This is a genomic window from Bacteroidia bacterium (assembly GCA_033391075.1).
GTDB lineage: Bacteria > Bacteroidota > Bacteroidia > J057 > J057 > JAWPMV01.
Window position 1 is genome coordinate 8,098,736 of record JAWPMV010000001.1, and the last position, 24,268, is coordinate 8,123,003.

Annotated in this window: 17 protein-coding genes, 3 tRNA genes and 1 pseudogene; 9 read left to right on the forward strand and 12 right to left on the reverse strand. The window is 41.2% G+C overall.

Features of this window, described 5'->3' with window-relative positions; genetic code table 11:
- Positions 1-296: 296 nt before the first annotated feature.
- The 8 genes from R8P61_32170 to R8P61_32205 form a co-directional block, all read right to left on the reverse strand.
- Positions 297-3,323, reverse strand: a complete 3,027-nt coding sequence (locus tag R8P61_32170; protein MDW3651783.1) for an efflux RND transporter permease subunit — start codon at positions 3,321-3,323, stop codon at positions 297-299.
- Positions 3,324-3,341: 18 nt separating this feature from the next.
- Positions 3,342-4,409, reverse strand: coding sequence for an efflux RND transporter periplasmic adaptor subunit (locus R8P61_32175; GenBank protein ID MDW3651784.1), 1,068 nt, complete (start codon positions 4,407-4,409; stop codon positions 3,342-3,344).
- Positions 4,410-4,504: 95 nt separating this feature from the next.
- Positions 4,505-5,875, reverse strand: a complete 1,371-nt coding sequence (locus tag R8P61_32180; GenBank protein ID MDW3651785.1) for a TolC family protein — start codon at positions 5,873-5,875, stop codon at positions 4,505-4,507.
- A gap of 66 nt (positions 5,876-5,941) precedes the next feature.
- Complete coding sequence (locus R8P61_32185; GenBank protein ID MDW3651786.1) at positions 5,942-6,547, reverse strand: TetR/AcrR family transcriptional regulator; 606 nt, start codon at positions 6,545-6,547, stop codon at positions 5,942-5,944.
- Between the two features lie 208 nt (positions 6,548-6,755).
- Positions 6,756-7,469: a tetratricopeptide repeat protein gene (locus tag R8P61_32190; protein ID MDW3651787.1), complete on the reverse strand. Its 714-nt coding sequence runs from the start codon at positions 7,467-7,469 to the stop codon at positions 6,756-6,758.
- The gene (locus tag R8P61_32195) at positions 7,466-8,452 is read right to left on the reverse strand and encodes a VWA domain-containing protein (protein ID MDW3651788.1); all 987 of its coding nucleotides are present in this window, start codon (positions 8,450-8,452) and stop codon (positions 7,466-7,468) included. The genes R8P61_32190 and R8P61_32195 overlap by 4 nt, the downstream gene beginning before the upstream one ends.
- A 122-nt stretch (positions 8,453-8,574) precedes the next feature.
- A complete protein-coding gene (locus R8P61_32200) occupies positions 8,575-9,780 on the reverse strand; it encodes an ABC transporter permease (GenBank protein ID MDW3651789.1) in 1,206 nt (401 codons plus the stop codon).
- Positions 9,781-9,846: 66 nt separating this feature from the next.
- On the reverse strand, positions 9,847-11,241 hold the full coding sequence (locus R8P61_32205; protein ID MDW3651790.1) for an ABC transporter permease: 1,395 nt from the start codon (positions 11,239-11,241) through the stop codon (positions 9,847-9,849).
- A gap of 153 nt (positions 11,242-11,394) precedes the next feature.
- On the opposite strand from R8P61_32205, the gene R8P61_32210 reads away from it, so the two are divergent.
- The 8 genes and pseudogenes from R8P61_32210 to R8P61_32245 all read left to right on the forward strand — a co-directional run bounded on the left by R8P61_32210 (position 11,395) and on the right by R8P61_32245 (position 17,115).
- Positions 11,395-11,485: transfer RNA gene (locus R8P61_32210), tRNA-Ser, on the forward strand.
- Positions 11,486-11,549: 64 nt separating this feature from the next.
- Positions 11,550-11,624 (forward strand) — tRNA-Pro (locus R8P61_32215).
- Positions 11,625-11,678: 54 nt separating this feature from the next.
- Positions 11,679-11,752 (forward strand) — tRNA-Arg (locus R8P61_32220).
- A gap of 114 nt (positions 11,753-11,866) precedes the next feature.
- Positions 11,867-13,084, forward strand: coding sequence for a site-specific integrase (locus R8P61_32225; GenBank protein ID MDW3651791.1), 1,218 nt, complete (start codon positions 11,867-11,869; stop codon positions 13,082-13,084).
- A 54-nt stretch (positions 13,085-13,138) separates the two neighbouring features.
- Positions 13,139-14,490 (forward strand): annotated as a pseudogene (locus R8P61_32230) (IS3 family transposase).
- A gap of 76 nt (positions 14,491-14,566) precedes the next feature.
- Positions 14,567-15,100, forward strand: coding sequence for an isoprenylcysteine carboxylmethyltransferase family protein (locus R8P61_32235; protein ID MDW3651792.1), 534 nt, complete (start codon positions 14,567-14,569; stop codon positions 15,098-15,100).
- A gap of 74 nt (positions 15,101-15,174) precedes the next feature.
- Positions 15,175-15,831, forward strand: coding sequence for a hypothetical protein (locus R8P61_32240; protein ID MDW3651793.1), 657 nt, complete (start codon positions 15,175-15,177; stop codon positions 15,829-15,831).
- 12 nt (positions 15,832-15,843) lie between these two features.
- The gene (locus R8P61_32245; protein ID MDW3651794.1) at positions 15,844-17,115 is read left to right on the forward strand and encodes a HAMP domain-containing sensor histidine kinase; all 1,272 of its coding nucleotides are present in this window, start codon (positions 15,844-15,846) and stop codon (positions 17,113-17,115) included.
- 507 nt (positions 17,116-17,622) lie between these two features.
- Here R8P61_32245 and R8P61_32250 read toward each other — a convergent pair.
- Positions 17,623-19,038, reverse strand: coding sequence for a hypothetical protein (locus R8P61_32250; protein ID MDW3651795.1), 1,416 nt, complete (start codon positions 19,036-19,038; stop codon positions 17,623-17,625).
- 461 nt (positions 19,039-19,499) lie between these two features.
- Positions 19,500-19,649, reverse strand: coding sequence for a hypothetical protein (locus tag R8P61_32255; protein ID MDW3651796.1), 150 nt, complete (start codon positions 19,647-19,649; stop codon positions 19,500-19,502).
- 156 nt (positions 19,650-19,805) lie between these two features.
- Between R8P61_32255 and R8P61_32260 the strand changes: the two genes are divergently transcribed.
- Positions 19,806-21,023 carry an IS256 family transposase gene (locus R8P61_32260; protein MDW3651797.1) on the forward strand — a complete coding sequence of 406 codons (1,218 nt, stop codon included), beginning with the start codon at positions 19,806-19,808 and terminating at the stop codon, positions 21,021-21,023.
- Between the two features lie 212 nt (positions 21,024-21,235).
- Here R8P61_32260 and R8P61_32265 read toward each other — a convergent pair whose 3' ends face one another.
- Together R8P61_32265 and R8P61_32270 are read right to left on the reverse strand one after the other, a co-directional pair.
- Positions 21,236-22,096 (reverse strand): hypothetical protein, encoded by an 861-nt coding sequence (locus R8P61_32265; protein ID MDW3651798.1) that lies wholly within the window; start codon positions 22,094-22,096, stop codon positions 21,236-21,238.
- Positions 22,097-22,195: 99 nt separating this feature from the next.
- Positions 22,196-23,875, reverse strand: coding sequence for a hypothetical protein (locus R8P61_32270; GenBank protein MDW3651799.1), 1,680 nt, complete (start codon positions 23,873-23,875; stop codon positions 22,196-22,198).
- Positions 23,876-24,268: the final 393 nt, after the last annotated feature.

The following is a 24,268-nucleotide window of genomic DNA, read 5'->3' on the forward strand; positions in this document are numbered from 1 at the left end:
TCATATGGCTGTCCCTACTTTTTGAAGACGTGTTTGGGTGTTTGTGTTTTAGGGTGTTAGGGTTTGTATAGCTATATAATTAGCAACTCTAACACGCTAACACCCTCGAACTCCAACACCTCTTCCCAAAAAGAAAGGGATGAAAGCATTTGCCTCCATCCCATGGTACTTCTACTATTATGTTTCTTGAGACGTGTTTGGGTGTTTGTGTTCTAGGGTGTTTGCGTTCGTATTTCTAAGTACTCACCAACCCTAACACTCTAATACCCTAACACCCTAACACCCTAACACGTCTATTACGTGAACCACTTATACAAAATCGGCACAACCAGCAAGGTCAGCAAAGTCGAAGAAACCATGCCTCCGATGATGGTCCAGCCCAGCGGCGACCAAAGGCTACTACCACTCAAGGTCAAAGGAAGCAGTCCCAAAATGGTGGTCATGGACGTCAGGAGGATGGGAGTGAAACGGGTTTCACTCGCTTTCTGAATAGCTGCTAATTTCTCCATGCCTTTATCTCTCAACTGATTGCTATAATCGACCAGAATGATCGAGGTATTTACCACAATCCCCACCAGACTCGTAAATCCTACAAAAGCGAGGAAGGAAAAGGAATATCCTGCAAGGAACAAGCCTACAATCGATCCTGAGAATGCCAGCGGAATTGCGCTCAATACAACAAAGGGCTGAGAAAATGATTTGAACTGAAGCACAAGGATGGCGAAAATACCCAGAACGGCTGCAATCAACATCACACCTAAATCTCCAAAGGATTCCTGCTGGGTTTCAAATTCTCCTGAGATATAAAACTCATAACCTTCCGGCAATTTGATATCATCCAGTTGGCCAATAATCTCCAGGGTGATCTCTCGTGAATTTGCATCCGGCTCCACATCCGCTGTAATGGTCGTATTTCTTTGCAATTCTCTATGATCGATCTGTGAAGCACTAGGCTCGAATACAATATCGGCTACCTGCCTCAAAGGAATTTGAGAACCTGTAACACTGGCTACGGAGATTTTATGGAAATCTGAAACGCCTGCATCTTTCCCTTCTTTCATTCGGGCTACGATATCATATTCACTTCCATCTGGATAATTCATCTTACCGAGGCTATTTCCATTCAAGGCGGTTCTCACACTCAAATCGATGTCGGCAAACTGTACCCCAAACATGCCGGCTTTGTCTCGCTTGATGCGGGTACGGATATTCATCCGATTTACCGCTAAAGGATTGTTGACATTGAGGGTTCCGGGTGTTCTGTCGATGAGGTCTTCCAACTGATCCGCATAGGTCTTGATGGTGTCCAGATCCTCTCCAAGGATTTGAATTGCTATTGGGGCATCATAAGGAGGACCGTTTTGCAATTCGCTGATTTTGATTTTCGCTCCCGGATAACTGCTAAATTCCCCTCTTAGCTTATCAAAAGTCTGATAGAAACGCTTTCTATCCCATTCTTCTAAATGCACGATAATCTGTGCATGGTGCTGGGTAAAGTTTTTGGGAATCACATTATAGTACATGCGAGGATTGCCATGGCCTACATTGCTGATATATCCGCTCACAAAATCAGTAGTGTCAAGCACAGATTCTACATAACGAGCGGTTTCATCTGTCTTTTCAATATTTTTTCCATCGGGTAAATCTATATCTACGACAAGTATAGGTTTGTCGGCTCCTGGGAAAAAGCTGATTCCTACCAGGGGAAAGAGAGCAACACTTCCCAATAAAGTCCCGATTCCTATTGCGAGTACGACAAAAGGACGTTTGAGAGAAAAGCGGAGCATTCTTCTATAATAATTCTCAATGAAGCTTTGCATATAGCTTTCCAGGCGACCTTTTTGCTTTGCACTTTCCTCTTTCAGCCATTTACTACCCAATAAAGGAGTAAGCGTAAGTGCCAATAAAAGAGAAGCTATCAGGGCATATACTACTGTAATGGGCATGGATTTAATAAAATCTCCTACTCCTCCTCCCAATTGAGTAAGGGGAAAGAAGGCCAAAACAGAGGTGGCCGTTGAACTCACAATTGCCCAGCCTACTTCACGGGTTCCTTCGACCGCAGCTTCTTTCAGACTATGTCCTTCTTTTAGGTAGCGGTTGATATTTTCAACTACTACAATTCCATTGTCAACTAGTAATCCGAGGGCGATAACCAGGCCTGCTATAGACATTTGTTGCAAACCGAATCCACTGCTATCCAGCATCCAAATGGACATAACAATGGAAGTCGGAATTACCGTCATGATAATCAGGGAGTTTCGGAAGCCGAAAAACATGAAAATGATCAGTCCTACCAGGCCAATTCCCTGTAGAAGGTTGACAAAGAAATCATTTACTCTGGCCTTTACTGCCGGTGCTTGTTCAAAAGCGGTTTCTAAAGCGAGTCCAGCCGGGAGTTTTTCCTGGAAAGCCATGACTTCTTTTTCCAATTCATCTCCTACTTTAAGGATATTTTTTCCTTCTTTCTGGGTAGCTGAAATGAAAATGGCTCTTTGTCCATTAAGCCTTCCAAGGTATTTGGGGTCTTCATAGGCAAAGTTTATGTCAGCGATATCCTTCAAATAGAGGATGCGTCCCTGATAAGAACTTATGACTGTATTTTTCAATTCCTCCAATGACTTATAGCCTCCGCTCGTCTTGAGAGAAAAATGGAGGGCACCTGCGTCTATGTCTCCGCCGGGAATATTGGTATTGTTGGCCTGGATGATTCCACTCAGTTGTCGGAGAGAAATTCCATATCGAGCCATTTTATCCATATCCAATGCCAGTCGTACTTCTTCTTCTGGATAGGCCTCAATATCTACTGTGCGGACTCCGCCGACTTTCTCTAGACGATCCTCCAATCTTTCTGCCCAATCCAGCATTTCACTATAAGGTGCCGTTTCAGAGAGCAAAGCCAATTGAAGGACGTTTACATCCAAAGGCGTCACCTGTCTTACTTCGAGGAGAAATAGGTCTTCGGGTAATTCTTCACGGGCTGCTGCCACCTTTTCATTTACTTTATCCAGTAAATCATCTACATCTGAATCAAAGCTTCCTTCGACGCTTATGATAGCGAGTCCATCACGGATCTCTGACTTGAGTTCTGTCAGATCTTCCATTTCATTGAGCTGTTCTTCCAGGGGATTTACGACCAGTTCCTCCATGTCCTGGGGATTGGTACCGGGATAAACAGCAATCACATTGAAAAAAGGGAACTTGAGCGAGGGGTCCTCGTATCTTGGCATATTGAGGAAGGAAAGTACCCCTACACTCGCGGCCATTAGGACCAGGATCAAGACAAATGCGTAATTATCTATGGCTAGTTTTGGAAGTCTCATGTTGATCTTGATTGGGGATTAGTTGCCAGTGATCTTAGGGCTGTTGGTTACAATCTTGATAGGACTTTCCGGACGCAAATAACGAGCGCCGTCTGTGATGACTGTTTTATAGCTGCCCAGTTCGCTTTCCGGGGTCAGGATAAAGTCATCTCCGATTTCATAGCTTCCCAAATCCAGTCTTTGAACTCCATTTCCCTCCGCATTGGGCACATATATGCTTGCTGTGCTTGGGTCTGCCTCGACTACTGCTTCAATCGGAATGCGGACGATGCCCTTTTTCGCTTCTGGGAAGATTTGTGCTTTGCCAATGAAGCCATTTTTGATATTGACCTTCTTACTTTTTATGGCAACTTCTACTTCATAGGTACCACTCATAGGATCAGAACCTGCTGCGATTTCCGTTACGGTACCTTCAAAGCTTTGATTGGGGAAAGCATCGAAATTCAATTGAGCTGCATCACCCAGCTTTATTCTTACTACATCTACATCCGTGAGGCCCAATCGAAGTACCTGTGCACTTTGATTAGCAGCGATAAAATAAACCGGATTACCTGGGCCAATGATCTCTCCTTTCTCCGCAAACCTTTTCAAAACCCGTCCTGAACTCGGCGCATAGATGCTGGAATACTTTTGGTTGAATTCAGCGATTTTTAGATTGTTCTCCGCTACTTCTTTGGCTGTAGTGAGATCCTGTACCTGTTCCAAAGTGGCTACGGTATCCTTGTAAAGTCTTTCTCCTCTTTCCAGATCGCGATTGGCTTTTTCCCAAGCGGTTTTTGCCTGTGCAACCTGTGCCTGAATTTCCGAAGGATCCAGTCGAGCCAAAACCTGGCCTTTCTTTACTCGATCTCCTTCATTTACATAAACAGCCGTAATAATGCCACCAATTTTGAACGCCAGTTTCAGCTCCTCCTGAGAGGCTACAATACCGCTGGCCTGGATAGGGAGGGATTTGTCCTGGGGAACCACATCCGCAACCCTTACAGCTACGACCTTCGGTTCACTTTTACTTATTTTTTTCTTTGGAGCTTCGCTGCAAGCTGCAAGGAATATGAAAACGCTCAGTATGAGTGATGTATATTTCATTTTAAAGAATTTTAAATGTGTTCTAGTGTTTTCGTTTCTCGTGTTCTGGCGTGTTCCTTTTACCTTAACACAAGAACACAAGAATACTTGCGTACTTACCTAACTTCCCCACTCGCCCATTGCAATTCAGCTTGTTTGCTGAGGAGGGAGTAGGTGTCAAGAGTCAGGGTTAATTGTGATTGTGTGAATTGGGTGCGGGCATCCAGAAGTTCAAGGAGACTCGCTTTATTTTCTTTGTAGAGTTTTTGGGTAAGGCGGAAACTTTCTTTCGCAGCTCTTAGTCCTTGTGTATCAGACTTGATGCGGCTTTTGGCGGCTTCCAGTTCATACCAGTTCTGGCGGACCTGAAGCTGGATCTGTGAATTCAATTCCTGCTCTCTGATTTGGAGGCTTCTCTGATCGAGTTTGCTCTGCTGAATGCGGGCTTTTCTTTGGTTGCCAGTGAACAGGTCCCATTCGAGAGAAACCAGTGCCAACCAGTATCCCTGATTTCCAAAGTCATAGCCAAATCCCTGAAATCCTCCATCAGCTACAAGGTTCAATCTTGGAATGCCTGCGGACTCATTGAGATTGAGGGCTTGCTCCTGCGCTTTTTGGGCAGACTTCAATTGGGCAATTTCGATACGATTGTTAAGGGCCTGTTCGCTGAGTTGATCCATTGAAAGCAGGATCTCTTCTTCTTTGACCACTTCATCTTTTTTGATTTCTGTTTCAAGCGGTCTGTTAAGGAGAAAGTTGAAATAGGCTCGGGCGGTTTGAGATTGAGCTTCTGCCAGACTTTTATCCTTGCGGATCTTACTCAATTCGAATTCCGAACGGGAAATCACTACGGGAGTAGCTTTTTCATTGCGTACCAGGCTGCGATTTACCCGAATAATCTCTTTAATCAAGCTCTCTGACTCTTTATATATATTCAGGACTTCTTGTGTTTGAAGCCAGGAAAAGTAGGCCAAACGGATATCCCGAACCAATTCTTGCTTAAAGGCATCTCTTTGGTTGGCCTGAACCTCAATTTGAGCTTCTTTGGCTTTGCGATTGATCCCTAATGCCGGATTGTAAAGGGGTTGTATCATCCTCAACTTGGTCTCCTGAAAGTTGTTGGGGGCGAATTGCTCATTTACATTCTCAATAGTGGTCGGAAAAGCGTTTGTTTCCGTCAATTGATTGAGGGTGGCATTGATAGGATTGAGTAAGTCTCCTACGGGAAAGTCCAGGCTACGTCCTCCGCCTGCCAGACTGTATGTCGCATTGAAACTCAGATAGGGCATGAACATCCCTTTTGCTTCTCGTAAAGCAGCTTTGCTTTTTTCGTAAGAAAGCTGCTGAGTTTGCAAGCTGCGATTGTTTTGCAATCCCAGTTGAATGTACTCATTCAAGACCGGAGACTGTGCCTGTAAAGCTATACCGCTTCCCCAAAGGCATAGGAATAGCGTCAGCCAATAGCTACTATGATTGATGTATCTCATTATAGTGGTTTTTGACAGAATATTTGTTCAATAAATGAACAGTGTTCAGTGCGTATATAAATTTTTTTAGTCTTTCCTTACTTTAAATAAATCAGTAATTAAATCTGTTGATTTCAGTACGAGTTCTTCGATATTATGATTAGGAAACATCATCATGCGTTTGCAGAGGCAGAGAGAAACCATGCCGTGAACTGAGGACCAGAGACTAAAAGTTACCTTTTCGATCTCCTCTTTAATAAAAACCCCTTTCTCCATGGCATATCTCACGGATTCATACAAACAGCCAAAACTACTCATGGCGCTGGTCCATTTTGCCTCATCCACTTTGTCCAATGGCCCATGTCTTTCTTCCAGGACATTCATGGGCGCCTGTTTGTTGAACATAAGGTCATAATACTCAGGATAATCCCAGGCAAACTGGATGTAAGCACGTGCCATCTCCTTTATTCTCAACATGGGGTCTTTGATTCCCATTCTTGCCTGCATGCGCTCATGAAGTAATTTGAATCCTTCATCATGTACAGCAAAGAGCAGTTCATCTTTATTCGCGAAGTAGAGGTAAAGCGTTCCCGGACTACATGCTAATTCCTTCGCAATCGCTCTCCAGGAAGTCTTTTCAAAGCCAAATTCGGAAAACATCTTCATAGCCACATCGAGAATGCGCTCCCTCATGTCCTGCTTCTTCTGATATTTTTTCGATTTACTTCTCACGATGAACGTTTAGACAGTCATACTGTCTAATTAAGATAGTTGCCAATGATCAAATGAACAAATAATGTTTGCTTATTCATAATGATCTAACGCAAATTTATGAACAGTGTTCAGAAAAACTAAATTTTTTCTCCAATTTTTTGTTGGAATGCGGAATATAAGGGTTGGATTACCAATCAGGACGCTTGTTGCGCTTCTTCCTACTACTGCTTCTCACCACTTTTCGAAGTTGCTGGACATATTGAGGGTCCTGATTGCGCAGGGCTTCCAATACGGCGAAGGCTTCTTCTTCGGTAAGGGTATCTCCCAAAAGCCTGGGCAGATCATTGGTGCGACGTGTTTGAGTCATGCGTTTTCTGATCTGTTGAAGTAGGCGTTCCAGCTCCTGATCATTCATACGTGGAGGGGGAGGAGGGCTCTCTTCTTCCTCTTCCGGTGGGGAATTGTCATCCTCTTCATCTTTTTTGGGAGGATTGTTTTGTTTCTGCCTTCTGACGAGTTCAAAATTATAGCGCGCAGATTCATTATCAGGATCAAAGACCAGGGCTTCCTTAAAAGAAGATAGGGCAGTATTGAGTTGTAAAGCTTCTGCCTGGATGACCCCGAGATTATTGGCGGCTTTGGAAGCCAGTTGTGGGTCCATAGAAGCCAGTACCAATTGGAAATGATAGACGGCGCTGTCTTTATTATTCATCTGCATCAGACACTGCGCCATATTGTAATTGATCTGTGCCTGCTTCTCAGGATAACGATCAATAGCTTCTCCGAAAAGTTGAAGACTTTGTTGAAAGCTTCCCTGCTCATAGGCTTCCAGGGCGCGAGAAATAATCCCATCGCTTCCGGTTCCAATAAACAAGAGCAGGTATGCGAGATAGATCCTCATACTTTTCTGATTGGCATGATGAAGAGACTCAGCACAATTAAGATTACCGAGAAAAAGAGAAATACCTGATAACGGTTGTTCTCAATTTGTCCGGTACGAGCCTCTATCGGGGAAGAACTCAATCGGTATATCTGTTCTTCCAATCCACTTAAGTTATCTTCAGAAGCACTCAGCTTCACATATTCTGTATCAAATTCTCTTGCGATGGTGAGCAGGTCATCATCGATCAAACGAGAGATTACGGTTGTACCTTCCTCATTTCTTTTGTAGCCATTTTTCTTGGGATCTGATTCCGGTACGGGAGCTCCTTCATAACTTCCTATGCCTACGGTGAAGACATGAATCTGTGCATCTTTTAGTCTTTCTATTACTGAGGCATAGGTATCACCAAAATCTTCTCCATCTGAAATGAGTATGATGGATCGACTGATATTCCGTTCTGTAGTATCTGATTTGGAGAAACGATCCATGGCCATAGCTAATGCAGAGCGGAACTGTGTACCCGTCTGAGCATATTGATAGGTCTCGGCCATATCCAGGAAGGTCAGAAAAGCTTCATGGTCCAGGGTGAGGGGACATTGGACGTAGGCATTTTCGGTAAAAAGGATCAGGCCAATCTTATCTCCTTCCAGTTTGGTGGTGAGCTGCCTGAGTTCTCTTTTGACTCGTTTTAGTCTACTCGGGCGAATGTCCTCTGCATTCATACTGGCCGAAACATCCAAGAGTACATAAAACTCTCTGGCCAGGGCATTCATGCGTTCCTGTTTAGAACCCCAGAAAGGTCCCAGCAAACCCACAAATAGCAAACAAAAGCCTCCTGATCTCAGGAAGAATTTCGTCATGGGTTGGCTTCGGGCATATTGGTCCTCGCTAAACCAGGATTTGGTTATGTATCCAACCCTTCTGTACACAAGGTAAATGATTCCGATACTGGCCGGAAGGCCCAATGCCCATATCCAATATTCGGGATAAACTACTTGCAATATCTTGTCGCTTGTCTAAGTGCCTTTGTTTCTGGCTTCTAAATTGCAAAATAGCTGCCTTAAAAGCATTTTTTTTCAGCTTAAGTGCTTTCTTTTCATCCTAAAACGATGGATAGTCTTTACTATTGGCTTTTGGGGTCGAGGAAATCGCGGAGTTTTTCCCCGATAATATTAAAAGCAAAGACACAGAGAAAGATGCTGATGCCGGGAAAAAGGGCGATCCACCAATGTTGCCTGACCAATTTACCTTCCGTAAGCATTCCTCCCCAACTATTCTGACTATCCTCTATCAAAGCCAGGAAGGAAAGGGTTGCCTCTGCTAAAATTGCTGAGCCCAGTCCAAAAGCTAACATGGGCCAGACACTGGCCAAAGAATTAGGAAGCACATGCCTGAACAAAATTTGTAAAGGCTTTAGTCCCAAAGCTTTTCCTGCCTGGATAAACTCCCTTTCACTTACACTCATCATTTCGCCTCTCACTACCCGCGCGATTCCCATCCAGGAGACCAGAGCTATGATCAACATGACAAACCAGATATTTTGACTATCGAAAAAGGCCGCCAGGCTAAGGATCAGTAGGAGAGGAGGTAAAGACTGAATCAATTCCATAAAGCGGCTGATAAAGCTATCCAGTTTTAGTGGAATCCTTTCTTGTAAATACTTTCCCCAATACATCCGCTTTCCCAATTGAAAAAACGCGACTATAAAGAGGCCGAAAATCAAGAGACTTAGGCAGGTTTCCCAGATCAAACTTGCCGCTCCCTCTGCGGTTTGAAAATTGAATCTCCGCACATAAAAGGCATAGAAGCCGCCCAATATAAAAGCAGGGATGAGGAGGTATAGACTAGCTCTTTTTAACAATAATTTATGGTCCTGGAAATATCCGGCAAAGCTTCCAAACAGGATTCCGATGATCCCAGCGAGCAACATCGTAAAGATCCCTACACTAAGAGCTCTCCTGCTGCCGCGAATGATAACCGCCAGAATATCCAGCCCATTTCTGCCTGTTCCCAGCCAGTGTCTTTCTCGCATGGGGATACTTTCTCCTGAATAAGTCTTCTGCTCACCAAAAGGAGAGATCGTGCGATGATCCATATCTATCCCCTTTCCATAAGGAATCAGCGGCCAAATGACAGACTCCAGATCTAACTCGCGCCAGTTTTGCTGCTCTGAGCTTTGCAGAACTCCATCGATCATGATTTTTTCCTGAAAAGCCGGGAAGTAACTCTTTCCTTTATATGTGCAATAAATAGGGGAGGAGCTTGCGAGAAAATTGCTGAAGATACCAAAGCATACAAATACGCCCAGTGTAATAAGGGCAAAGCGCATGGCCCAACCAGCTTTCCAGCCTTCTTTCAGAAAAGATCGATATGTAATTTCCGTTTTCGGGATAGCTTAGGATTCGTTAAGGTTTATTCTTGGATCTGCTTTGTAGGTCAGGATATCGGATATTAAATAGCCCAGGAGGGTCAGGAAACCGAGAATGGAGAAAACCGCCAGAATGACCGGTGTATTGTTCAGGGCAACAGCTGTATATATATAAGTTCCCAAACCGGGAATATTGAAAATCTCTTCAATAATGACTGAACCACTAAATAAAGCCGGAAGCACATAGACAGACAGGCTGATCATAGGTAGGAGGGCATTTCGCATCCCATGTTTCCAGACAACCTGATTTTCTCTGAGTCCTTTCGCTCTGGCAGTTCGTATATAATCCTGCTCACTTACTTCCAGTAAAGCATTGCGGCTCATGCGACTCAGGATGGCAATGCTTCCATAGGTATAGGTAATCAGGGGCAGAATCATACTCATGATCTTTGTCAATAAAGAAGGGGCATTGACCAAATATTCTGCCGGGAAGAGTTTGAGGAGATAGGGATTGGCGAAAGTCATTAATAACAAAAGGCCCATCCAAAAACTGGGAACACTATCCAGGGCAAAGAGAATACTGCCACTGAGTTTGTCCGGGAGTTTATCTTTATTTCTGGCTGCCCATACTCCGAGGGGAATACTGATCAGGAATACCAGCAGGGTACTCAGGAGGGCGAAACTGAAGGTGACCCAGAATCGCTTTTTGATTTCTTCATTGATCGGGCTATTGTCCAAATAAGAATATCCCCACTCAAATTGAATGGCTCCTTTGATCCAATTGTGATAACGATTGTCTGTTCCGTACCAGCTGATCCAGGGGATATAGGATTTCCAGTTGTTAGGGGAATGTTGGATTGCATCCAGGGCGGTGCGGACATCTTCAAGCTCCTTGCTAAGGATCTGGAGGGAATCCTGTTTTTGAAGGAAATCATGGATTTGATCCAATTTGGTTTTGATCGCTTCAACTTTTCCCAATCCCCGCAAGGCTATGATCTCGGCCTTCATCTGGGAGAAGGCTTCCCGGCTGCTAAAGGTCTTCATGCGGGAACGTTCCTGTGCATGGACTTGGTCCAGTTGTCGGATTTTGAGAAAATAGTTTTGCACCCTGGGCCAATCTCCACTGCGCAGGCAAAGTTCTTCGGCTGCTGCTTTTTGGCGATGGTCGTATATCAGGTGGAGGGTATCGGGTTCTGCGAAGGATTGGAGGGCAAAATAGAAAAGGGGTTTGTCGAGTTGATGGATTTCCCAGTTCTTTCTCAGGCAAGCTTCATAATCGCTAAAATTGGCCTGAGCCTCTACATTGCACTGAGAAGCCAATTCGTTTACCGGGGACTTTGTACTCAAATAAAAGACAAGCATGGAAATCAGGAGCAATCCTGGCAGAAAGATCCCTAAACGTTTGAGTGCGTATTTCCACATGTATTCAAGTAAAAAAAGTCGGGCTTAAATTCAAATCAGATCTGCTAGAAGCCGCTTTTTTTGGGCTTAAAGATTGGGGATAAAATTCCTTTAAAATTTTTTTGAAAATTCGTTCGCATATTCAATCATTATTTCTATCTTTGCAAACGCTTCGGAGAGGTGGGTGAGTGGCTTAAACCAGTAGTTTGCTAAACTGCCGTACTCTAACCGGGTACCGCGGGTTCGAATCCCGCCCTCTCCGCCACTAAAAAGCAGCTAGGAATTGGCAGCTTTTTAATTGCCTAGAGAGGCAGAAGATCTTTTCGGAACGAGGTGTGGCGCAGTCCGGTTAGCGCACCTGCTTTGGGAGCAGGGGGTCGCAGGTTCGAATCCTGCCACCTCGACAAAAAAAAGTTGCTTGTTATGAGCAACTTTTTTGAATCAGTTCTTTTCATAATGGTCCTGTAGCTCAACTGGATAGAGCAGCTGCCTTCTAAGCAGCAGGTTCGGGGTTCGAGTCCCTGCGGGATCACAGTTTAATAAAAATCGGCCTATACGTGCAGTACAGGTCGATTTTTGCTTGTCGAATACCTTTTGTATAGCATTTTTTGAGGCACTTACTTGTCGAAAGTGACCTTAAAAAAAAATGCTTGAACCCAAGATTTTTCAAAGAGTTGATACCCGGAAGGACGGAACTGCCCTTCTCTGCATTCAGTTAGTATTTAGTGGGAAACCCTATCGCATCAATCTGGGGATCTCTGTACGCAAGGATCAGTTTGATTCTCTAACCGGACGGGTGAAACGCAATCATCCCAACAGCAGTGATTTTAATTTGATCATCCAGCAAGGAATGGCCAGGGTGACCGAAACGCTCGTGAGATTTCGATTATCCAGGGAGCCGCTAACACTGGAGTCATTTAAAAGAGCCTATCACAATGAATCGGCGATTGAGGATTTCCTGAGCTTTTGGGAGCAGGAGATGTACGAGCAATTTCAGCGGGGCCAATTCACAGAAGGAACTTTAAAGAGGCATCAAAGATGTTTCGAACGGCTGCAGCGATTTACCCAGGAAGAGCTTTCCCAGGAACGATTACTTTTCTATCAAATCTCTCCCTCTCTCATGGCTAAGTTTGATTTATGGCTGGCAAAGCTCCTGAAGAAACGTGGAGCTGTGGATGGGAAGCCAGAAAGAAGAAATTGCCAAAAGTCCATTAAGAAATTTCTACTCTCTGCCAAAAGGCTAGGGAAGGAGTTTCAGGATCCCTTTCCTCCGGGGAGCAATGTCAAGTTTAAAACTCCAGAGCGAACCTGGTTGTCTGAGCAGGAATTAGGAAGGATGTATGATCTATTCAAGAAGCGAGACAAAAACATTTTTATCGATAAGTCCATCCGGATAGTCTTAAGGTCCTACCTGGTTCAATGCTTTTCTGGCCTTCGCTTCTCTGATGTTCGGGCAACAAAGATTCAAGCTAGGCAAAAAGATTATATTAAAATCCTCCCTCAGAAAACAGAGAAGTACGCTGAATGGCTGAGAGTTCCGTTAAGTGAGCCGTTGAGAAATTTGCTAAAAGGAAAGGATATTCAGGAAGATCGGTTGTTTGTCCAACGATTTCATAAAGTAGAGTATGTACCTTTGGTTCCAACCCTTACGGAGCCTGCTACGAATCGTATTTTAAAGGACTTGGCAAAGATGGCTCATATTCAAAAGAAGATTACTACCCATTCGGGTAGGCATACGTTTGCTACGCTTTTTTTAGAAAGGGGAGGATCAATAGAAGTGTTACAGAAGTTATTAGGGCATCGGAATATTAGGTCGACTATGACTTATGTCCATGTATGGCGTCAGCAAAAAGTGAAACGCTAGCTTAGTTGTGAATTAAGGTGTGCTTTTTCATAAAACTATTAACTTAAAAGTCTTATGGCAAAGCCTAAAAAATCCAAAGTATCCTCCCGTATTTCAGAGATCAAGCGTCGTACTCGCCGCAAGTTTAGCGCAGAGGAAAAAATCCGGATTGTCCTGGAAGGAGTTCGAGGGGAAGAAAGTATAGCCGAGATCTGTCGCAAGGAAAAGATCCATCCCAATATGTATTACCGCTGGAGCAAAGAGTTTCTTGAAGCAGGAAAGAAGCGATTGACAGGCGATCTCAAACGAGAAGCCACTAGCTCAGAAGTTGATTCACTTAAAGAAGAGAATGCTCAGCTCAAGGAAGCTTTAGCCGAAGTGATGCTTAAGAATCGACTCTTGAAAAAAAGCTTGAAGGGATTGGAATAACTACCGGCAGATATATGCGTTATTCTCAAGTAGAAAAATACGAGCTGATTCAGCTGGTAGAGCAGTCCGGTATGAGTGTTCGAAAGACACTCAAAGAACTCGATATCCATCCCAGCACTTTTTACAATTGGTACAATAGATATCTGGATAAAGGCTATGAAGGTCTGGCTCCCAAGAAGGGCAGACAGCGGGGATTTTGGAACCGCATTCCAGATACTCAAAGAGCAGAAGTAGTTGAGCTGGCTTTGGATAAACCTGAGCTTTCTCCCAGAGAAATTGCTTTTCATGTCCAGGACAACAAAGGCTGGTTTATCTCAGAATCGAGTGTTTACAGGATTTTGAAAGCTAGAGGATTGATTACTTCTCCTGCCTTTATTCTGATAAAAGCTGATAAAGAATTCAAGGATAAAACCACTCAAATCAATCAAATGTGGCAAACCGATTTTTCTTATTTCAAGGTATTCGGTTGGGGCTGGTATTATCTCTCAACCGTCATGGACGATTATTCCAGATTTATCCTCTCATGGAATCTTTCTCCTACGATGAGAACAGAAGATGCGGAACAGACCATAAAACTGGCGCTTGATTTTACGGATCTAAGTAAAGAAGAGGCTCCGAAGTTGCTTTCTGATAACGGCTCCAGCTATATCTCGGGTCAGTTCAAAGAATTCCTACAAGAAAGAGGCTTAGCCCATATCCGCGGCAGGCCCAATCATCCCCAAACTCAGGGTAAAATTGAACGATATCACAGGTCGATCAAAAATGTCATCAAACTGGAAAATTACTTCTTCCCTGACCAGCTAGAGGAAAATATCCGCCAATTTGTAGATTATTACAATTACCACAGATATCATGAGTCGCTCAAAAACCTCACGCCAGCTGATGTTTACTTTCAAAGGGGAGAGAAAATCCTCAGGCGAAGACAGAAGCTCAAATCGAAAACCGTTAAACTCAGACGTTCTTTATACGAGCAGTCAAAAGCAGCTGCTTCAACTTAATTGTTTATCTTTAACCTAGATGGAATTCACACCTTAAATATCCTTCTTCTGTTCCACTTTCCTTTGACGATATACAATGGTTGCTACAGTAGTACTGCTAATCACTCAGCCCAGGCTGAGTCTAGCTGAGATGGAAGAGAAGAAATCCAGCGATAGAGGAACTACTTATTGGATATTTGGATTTGCTAGCATAGGCATTTTAAGCTCAGTTCTTGAATGGTCGATGCTCCGGCAATTTGGAGGATTTACCAAGCTGCAGCTAATCGGAATGATCCTTATTCTGCTCAGCTTATCTTTCCGGATCTATGTCATCCAAATACTCGGGAAAAGCTTTACTGCTACAGTCAGCATTGAAGAGGACCAAAGGCTGATACAGAAAGGGCCCTATTCGATCCTGAGGCATCCCTCCTATACAGGGGCCTGGGGATACTTTCTGGGAATGGCTATAGTTCTCAATTCGATCGCAGGATTTTTGATCTTCTTCTTTGGTTTGTGGTTCGCTTATCAGAGGAGAATAGCAGCAGAGGAAAAGGCGCTGACAGCACATTTTGGAGAAGAGTATCTGAAGTATCAGGCAAGAACCTTCAAAATGATTCCGGGGATATGGTAGGAGCCTATGTTATCAAACCGCTCCCCCAGGAACAACTTACATCATACTTTCAAATGAGGTTTCAAACTGCAAAAATGTACAACAAAGCCCTCCTTTCTCAAGCCGCGAATGAGGCAAGATTGGAGATGGATTTATTTGATCCCATCTCTTTGCATATCGGAACCTTTCAGAATGATCGTTTAGTAGGCTGCAGCAGGTTAACTCAACCCAAGAGCCTGAGCATATTTCTTGAGAGAGAAAGATCCCTGAAAGATGCAAGACGCCGAGAACAGATCGAATTTGATGAGCGGAGCCTGCCAAGCTCGGCATTCCTCGAGGACAGAAACCTCTTGAAACTCGAATACTTCCTGGAAGGCATCAAGTTTTCAGGAAAGCGATTTTCTGAGGCTGGGAGGTTTATCCATACCAGCAATACGTTTAATCCACGACTAGTGGCGCATATGCTCGGATACATATGGGCCCTAAACGCTTATTATGAAATTGATTACTGCTTTTTCAATACGACTAAGGCTCATGCCAAGTATTATACGCGCCTGTTTGGCTGCAAAGCAATTCTTCCGGAACTGAGATTTAATACAGGTGCCAAGTCTGAGAAATACTTCTTGTATGCCGATATCAAAAATCCTCCCCGGACTCAATTTCGACTCATAAAAAAGATTCTGGATGCATTTGAAAAGAATGAGGGACCTGCTGCGATATCGATAAAGCATGTATTGAAAAAGGCCAGTTAAACGAATGTAGAAATGAGTAAGTTAGAATCCCTATCAAAGCCCAAATACCAGGAATATCTGCTTGAGAAAGTAGCGGATAGAGGGATCATCGTTCCCATCGTCGTATTTGGGGTAGTAAGTCTGTTTACGATCATTGATTATGTCTCTCTGGGGCTTGATAGTATTTATTTCAGGTCTCTGGCGCTTATTCCTTTGCTCGGGTCGATTCTGGCTTATTCTATCAAAGCCAGTGGCAAAGTCCTCATGTTTTTACAGCAATCCTGGTTGTTGGGGGGCAATATTATGATGGCCGGCCTAGCCTATATCGTGTTTAGCGAGCATCAGGATGATTTTGTCCTGAAATACGGGACCATCGTAGGCTATTCCATTGCCATCTACATTTCCATTTTGATCTCCTATGATCGCTCGATTCTTTGGATCATAGCCCTTCCCCTTGCGATCTCCAGTATCGGCCTCTATGTGAGCATGCAATCTTTGGAATGGGTGCTCATGGCCAATCTTTATGTAGTGGTAGGTGTTTCATTTGCCCTTGTAAGCAATCAGCATTCCCAGGAGTATTCTTTGTTTAAAGAGCGCCTGGTTACCGAGGAGCTAAACGATCGCCTGGAACAGTTTGGCCATATTGCTGCCCATGATCTCAGGAGTCCACTCGGTATCATCTCTACGCATATTGGAATCGTCAGAAGGAGAATAAATGAAGGGGCTTACGATAGAGTCAATGATAATTTCAAACTCATCGAAAGTACAGTAGTAAATATGGATAAGCTCCTGGGGGACATTCTCGCTTATTCCAGAGATTCTATGGATGAAGCGGAGAATAGCTGGGTAGATTTGGAATCAATTCTGATGCGGGTTAAAGAAGATCTCTCGGAGCTATTTGAGCAAGCAGGTGGAGAGATGGAAATTAGTCAGGACTTGCCTTCCATCTATGGAAGCTCTGCGCGAATGTACCAGGTATTCTACAACCTGGTATTGAATTCCATCAAATACAGAAACTCAAAATGGAGCTTGCAGGTGATCATTGAATCCTATACAAAGCAGGGTAATGCTTTTGTGCTCGTTCATGACAATGGCTTGGGAATTCCTAAGCATCTGCACAGAAAAGTATTTGAGCCCTTTGAACGCTTCCACTTAGATGTACCAGGTAGTGGGCTGGGTTTATCCATGGTAAAAAAGCATATAGAATTGCACGGAGGATTTGTATCTCTTGAATCCAGTGAGGGAAAGGGAAGCTCTTTCTCTATTCAATTTCCCAAAAGGATAGTAAGGGCTAAAGTGCTCTAAACTCATCAAAGACTAATGAGCAAGATCTCGTTTGAGATCTCGGGCCAGCCTTGTTGTTTGGGCTGGTCTTCTTTTTGGAGAATAAGGCCCAATCTCCATTTTTATAGAATCTTTAGCTATTTCTGAATGTGTAATTTTTAGGTTACGTTCAGGAAATGATAGTGTAAATAAAGTTATTTCATTTATGAACTATTGTCCCAGTTGATCTTCTTCCTTTCTCTTCAGATAGAAAGTATTCATTAGGAAACCACATTTCCATTCCTTGGATCATTTCCTATTTCAAAGACAAATAATATTGTGAATATCGACTTTTCTTGGCTTTGAGGTCCAGAGCTTTTATTAACGGATGTTACTTTTTAAATGAGCCCCAGCATGTGTTCTAAATATTGGTTATTTGATTAATTGTCTGTTGAGACCTATCTTAAAATTTGATAATCAGAAGCTATACGATCCAACTTGGAGTATTTAGGCATACCCGAGCAGAGACCTACATAGAAGGTAGATAATCTAATGAATATCTATAAGGTCATCTTCCAAAAGTATTGAAGTCGGAAGGCCTTCCCCATTTTCAAAAGTATTAAATTTAAGGAGTTGCATAATATTAAGTTTAATACTCAAATCGAAAATAGCAGACCCATCATCATAACAGTTAATATTATCTAATATGTAATTCGTTTGAATCTTGGTGAGCTTAGTTGTAATTCTAAGCTGATCAACTTCATTATTTTTAAATTTTATCATGGAAGGTTGAAGTTGATTGTTAATAGCTAGAATTGGTAAATCGGTTTGATCTCGTAATGAATTCTTACCAAAGGTAATAGATTTAATTTTTATTACTCCTGAATTATTCAGATACAAGTTGTTTAGGAAATATCTTATCAATTCGTCATCGTTACTAAGATTATAGGAAACAATCTTGTTGAAAATTTGGTCTTCCGGTAATTTAAAATTAGTGAAAATATTAAAGGTTACAGAATCAGTATTCTTGCTTAGTTCGTATCCGAGAACTCCCCACTGAGATTCGGATAATCTCTCATAAATTAAAATGTCTTCTATGGAAATACTGTCAATTTGTTTACTTTTTTTGAATACAGAAAAACCAAAACCTGAAAGAGTCGGGATGAATATACAAATAGTAAGAATAATCAATATTGAGTTTAAAAATCTATTTCCTCTACTTACTAACGATTCAAGTCTAATTGAATTTCTTTGATTTAATATTGGCAATTTTTGCAGAATTCTATCAATGAAAACAGGTTTAGATTTTGTAGGGGTTTGAAATAATTTCCCAATAACTTTACCTGGAATTACTATACAAATATATAGCATGAATAAATCTATTATACTAGAAATTATCATAAGGATAACCATTGGTCCAGGGAGATCACTAAAGCTATTAAATTCAGCCCTTATAATATCAAATCCCTTTTCAGCCAAAATTGATTTATACGGAAATGAAAGTATTATTTGAATTAATAGCCAAGTGAAAGCAATGAAGAATTGAAATCCCGCTATGAAATAAACACCTAGACGAAACTTATTCGATTGGTTTTTATAGAAAAAGCTGTTGAATGCAATTACTAATAAAACCATAGGTAGTGTTATAAAAACTACCTCGGCAACTGATAAATTTGTAAGGTTGGGGAGCTTATTAAATAATCCTGAATAATCGGAAAGTCCAAATGGGGCAGAATTTAGTAAATAGGGAAAATAACCTATTGCATTTATTCCTAGTAAGGTTGAGACAGTTAGGAATACGTAAGGTTTGGACAATGAATTTTTACTTTCTATTTTTTCAATAAAAAGATCTTGTTTAAACATGAACAAAAATATTGTTCGAAAATAGATTTTGATGAATATTACTAAATCTTCGATCGTATCATCAATAATTTGAGATACTTTAAATTTTGATTCTGTACTCATTTTAAAGTTTAAGTAATTTCATGGAGAAGACAAATAATCTTACTATTATTCGAAATGCCGCACATAAGATAGAAAAGAATATTAATGTTCACCATTCGGCTAAGAGAAGTTATTTCGTTTTCAAACCAATAAAACAAATTATTATGTTTCATTGGTATAACTCAAAATTCCGCTTAGCCAAATGGTGAACAATCCAATATAGAAAATTTGAAAGTTTATGGTTTAAGTGGTTTCTCAGCATCAGATCCCTCTCCTAGTATTGGCGTCTGTTCCAAGTACATATATTCTATTTAAGACCTTAAGCCTGTTTATTCACTCCGGATCTAGACTTATTCTTATTTGCTTCTTTGACTTCCTAGTCATCATCTTAAACTAAGGAAGTATTTCTATAGGTAAGCACCGTCATGACCCAACCGCATAGGTATATGAGTGTAAATATGACGAGAAGTATATCCTCCATATTAAGCCTCTTTTATGTCAGCACGTTCAAGGGTAATGCTGATATATTTGCCTATGGTCGTTCGGGCAAAGCCTGTTTTATTGGAGAAGGAAGTTCTTTCTCTATTCAATTTCCCCAAAGGATTGTGAGGGCCAAAGTGATCTAAACTCATCAAAGACTAATGAGCAAGATCTCATTTAAGATCTCAGGCCAGCCTTGTTGTTTGGGCTGGTCTTCTTTTTGGGGAATATTTATAGGGAAAACGGGGGTAATTAGAGACTGTTTCCCAAAGTGTGTCAAAGTTAGAAACTACTTAACTTGACATACAATGGCAAAAGAGAAATTTGATTACGAAAAATTTAAAGAGGAAGCCCGGGAGAAATTACAATCCGGAGGTAGCCTTCTAGGCAAAGAGGGAGCCTTGACTTCCTTACTGAAAGACTTTTTAGAAGAGAGTCTAGTGGGAGAGTTGGAAACTCATCTAGATGAAGGTCCTAAAGGCAATCGAAAAAATGGCCGGGGAAAAAAGCGAGTAAAGACTTCCTTAGGGGAAGTTGAAATCTCTCCGCCCAGAGATCGAGATGGGAGCTTCTCTCCCAAACTACTTCCCAAGCGCAAAAGAACCCTGGGAGAAGATATAGACCGTCAGATTCTGGCCCTTTATGCACGAGGTTCAAGCTATGGCAATATCCGTGATTATCTCGAAGAGATGTATGGCCTGGAAGTATCGACCGCAGCGATTAGCCGGATTACAGACAAAGTATTGCCGCTTTTGCAGGAATGGAAAGGTCGGGCTTTGGAAGCGGTTTATCCAATCGTTTGGATGGATGCGATCCATTACAAAGTGCGTGTTGAGGGGCGAGTGGTAACCAAGGCGGTATATTGTGTGCTGGGCTTGACTCAGGAGGGCTACAAAGAAGTTATGGGTCTTTATCTGGGAGAAGTAGGCGGAGAAAGCTCAAAATTCTGGCTCCAGGTGCTCACAGACCTACAAAACAGAGGCGTTGAGGACATCTTCATTGCTTGCATAGACAATCTCTCGGGCTTTACCCAGGCCATCGAAAGTATCTTCCCTAAGACCGAGGTTCAACTGTGTATCGTCCACCAGATCCGTAACTCGAAGAAGTACTTGGCCTGGAATGATACCCGAGCCTTTATCAAGGAGTTAAAAACGGTCTATCAGGCTTCCAATCTAGATCTGGCTGAGCGCAACCTCGATATGCTGGAAGCCAACTGGGGAAAGAAGTATCCAGCCATCATCGATTCCTGGCGAAGGAACTGGGAACATTTGAGCAAATATTTCCAGTATACCTATGAGATCCGTAGGATTATTTATACCACAAATATCGTCGAAGGATTTAATCGTCAGCTAAGGAAGGTTACCAAAACCAAAGGGGCCTTTACCTCTGATGAGGGCTTGATGAAATTACTCTACCTGGTACAAAATGATGTTACCAAAAAATGGACAAGGCCTGTCCACAACTGGAACCAGACCTTGTCTAAATTATCCATTATCTTTGGCGATAGGCTCAAACTTGACTTATGACCCTCACGCTCATTTTCCCCAGGAAAAGACCTGGTCTTTTTGAAGGCCTTTTCCCGGAAAAAATGTTTAGCCAATTAATCGATGACACACTTGGTGAAACACTACCGGTAATTATGATATTTGACTTAATAACGTTTCGTGTAAATGGCGTACTGACACATAGCCAGTATGATCATTTTACACCATGTTACTTGCAGTTTTTATTTTTCAATTTATGATTCATTTGGAAGAACTTCGTAGCTAATCGCACAATAACTATCACTTGAATTATGATTATATCTGTGCCAATCTTTATTTGACCTTAATAGAACTCGAATAACTAAATACCTTCCTACATGTCTATTTTCAAGCTCAAGAACTAATTGATTACCTGTACCAGAAATTCCATTTCCACTCCATATAATTGCATATGAATCTGGTTCAAAACTAGGGTCAACTTCGGCATTTATTGTCAACGTTTCTCCCACATAAAGTTTAGTACTTGTGCTTCCTTGAATACTTCCACCTCCAGTCGGTTCTGTGAAATGTTGTTCATTTCCTAATGAATCAAATAGTCTTATAAAATATGGTGCATTGTAATCGCTCATTTGATGGTTGTTTTGGTGCCAATTTTTAATTGAATCTATTATATCATTTGAATAACAAATTGCCTGTTCTGCTTGACGAACAGAGATATGATTTGCATGAGACAATGGATTTCTGACATCAATGATTTTTTGAATAAAGATCCGAGCTGTATCCGCCCCGTTTGGAAACGCTAATATCATAGGTTCTCGAAATTGAGTGGGCCAATAGTTTGGATGACATATTATTGTCATTAGGTCATCTAAAAATAAAGCATCAATTAATCTTGGGCATCTTCCAGGTTCACGAGAATGTAGTTCCTCTGCTCTTCTTTTTATTTGATTGTTAATAATATTACTACCGTCCGGATTCGTTGCATTAAAATAGTCTTGCCCATAAGTGGAAGAGAACCGCGTGTCGATTAGTCGCCTAAACCATCTTTCAAGTGATTCAATCTTGCGTCTAGTTATTGATCTTAACTCATCTTCGGTTAAACTATGTAAAGGCATAATTCTTCAATAGATTTTTTGTAATTGCAAGTAACGATTAGCTAAACTCCTGTACGCAGCGGCAGCGGAGTATGGAGTTTTAGGTTTTGTTGTATGATTTCAATTTTTCTTTATCCGGATATTATATTTGGAAAATTTCAACTCACTTTCCTGAATTTCTACCTGCTCATTTCTTTCAATTCGTTTTTGAGGTGAAAAGAATAGTAGTTTTGCAGCTAACTCTCCAATAGGATTTGATGAAGTGGGGTCTTTAACTTTTGCAGAAGCTTCAAACATTTGATACCAAGAAGCCCAGATGGCACGCTCATCTAACTTTTGATTCGAAAAATTTATATGATGCCTTGCTATTATGAATAGATGTACATCTTCTATTTTATCAAAATCAAAACCACAGGTATTAAGAATATTTTTTGGAGAATTAGTCTGGACCCATGCTTCGATTTTATCAATCCATTCAACAGATTTAGGAATTAAGTTAGTGATTTTACTGAACCTTTCTTTCATGCTATATCCAAATGGATCTTGCCACTTTAATTGGAACAAACCCAGAACTTTTCTAGATGGATCATACAGAGCTGCATCAATATCTGTCAGAAACTTCCCGTTTTCTTTGATAATGGGATTACCGTCTGCCACAAGCAATCTAGTCTCCTTGAACAAGGAATAAACTTGATCGCGGAATCTTTTTTCCCTACCATTTACGTTTTTATCATAGTCGCTTCTATATTTTCTCTTTAATTCTCTATTTAAGAAAAATACGGGTTTATCCATCGCCCCAAATGTTGACCTAATAATGGTATTTTGTCCTATTTTTATATATGGAGAAATTGGAGCTCCAGGATGATTTAAGTGATAATTGTAATTATCTTTAGTTATCATGAAGCATGATAATATCTCTTCTGTTTTTTCTATATTCCATTCAAAATGATTGCTACAATTTTTTAAAAAAATATCAAAATCAAAATGATAGGAGAGAATGTCTTTTAAGTTAATCTTGTAGTTTGTTTTTTCGCTTAAAGCCATGCAGCAATCTCTATGCATTATTGCAGCTTTAATTATCATTTCTACTATATCTAGGAAATCTTTATAAAGTATCCCACCAAATGAATCTGTTTCTGAAAAATCATCGATGACCTGAGTTGTCATTAAATAACAATAACCTAATTTCCGATAAAATAAATCTATTTCTTCTGTTGCTTTATACTGAATAAACTTTTCATGGTAAGTAGATACTATCGTTTTTAGTTTCTTCCTAACCTCAGGTATTTTATTCAATATCTTGCGATATTTCTTAGCTATGATTTCGTCGATGAATTTATGGTAAAAATTTAAACTTAATATGTCGAAATGGTCATATTCGCCATTTTCGAGCTTAAATTTAAATGTAAAATCATTTTCCTTTGTTGTCGATAGACTAACTAAGTCTGCTTTTTGAAATTGTAGGAAGCGTTCAACGTCTTGAAGGGTCTCAGAATACTGAATTATAGAGTCGATCCATTTGCGTTCTTCGGTCCCAAAACCGAATAGTGGGATTCTCTCTTGAAGATCTAATTTTTCATAAAAGAGTTTAAATGGTAATGTCCACCCAATTTTATACTTTCTCAGTAGTTGTTTGTCTTTTTTATTGTCAATTTTATGGCTTAATACAAATGTATTGTAGTCTAATGATCTAATTATTTCTACAATTGGAAAGATATAGTCTTCATAAGGTGAAGAATTGAATATTCTTTTTTCTTCATTCTTTAAAATGGAACTTAACAATTCTTCTGGTGCTTTCATTTCAATTTATTTCATACAACATTAGTTTAAACGAGGTAACTTCGTTTATACACTTTTAATCTGCCCTTGATTACCCTCTAGAATGATTTTACCTAATAACCCGAAACTAGGATTAATATCGCCTAAGTGCGTAGTTATAATTTTATGGACATATATTTTCTCTAAGGGCAATATCATATTTTCGATAGATAATCCCAACAAAAAATCCCCCAGCTCCGGCACCGGGGGATTCATACACATCATTTACTTCAGGTCTTAAGCCTGTTTATTCACTCCGGATCCAGGCTTAGCCTTATTCGCATCTTTGTCTCCCTCATGATCACTTTTGATTAAAGGAGCATTTCTATAAGCAAGGATCATCATGATCCATCCGCACAGGTATATTAGTATTAG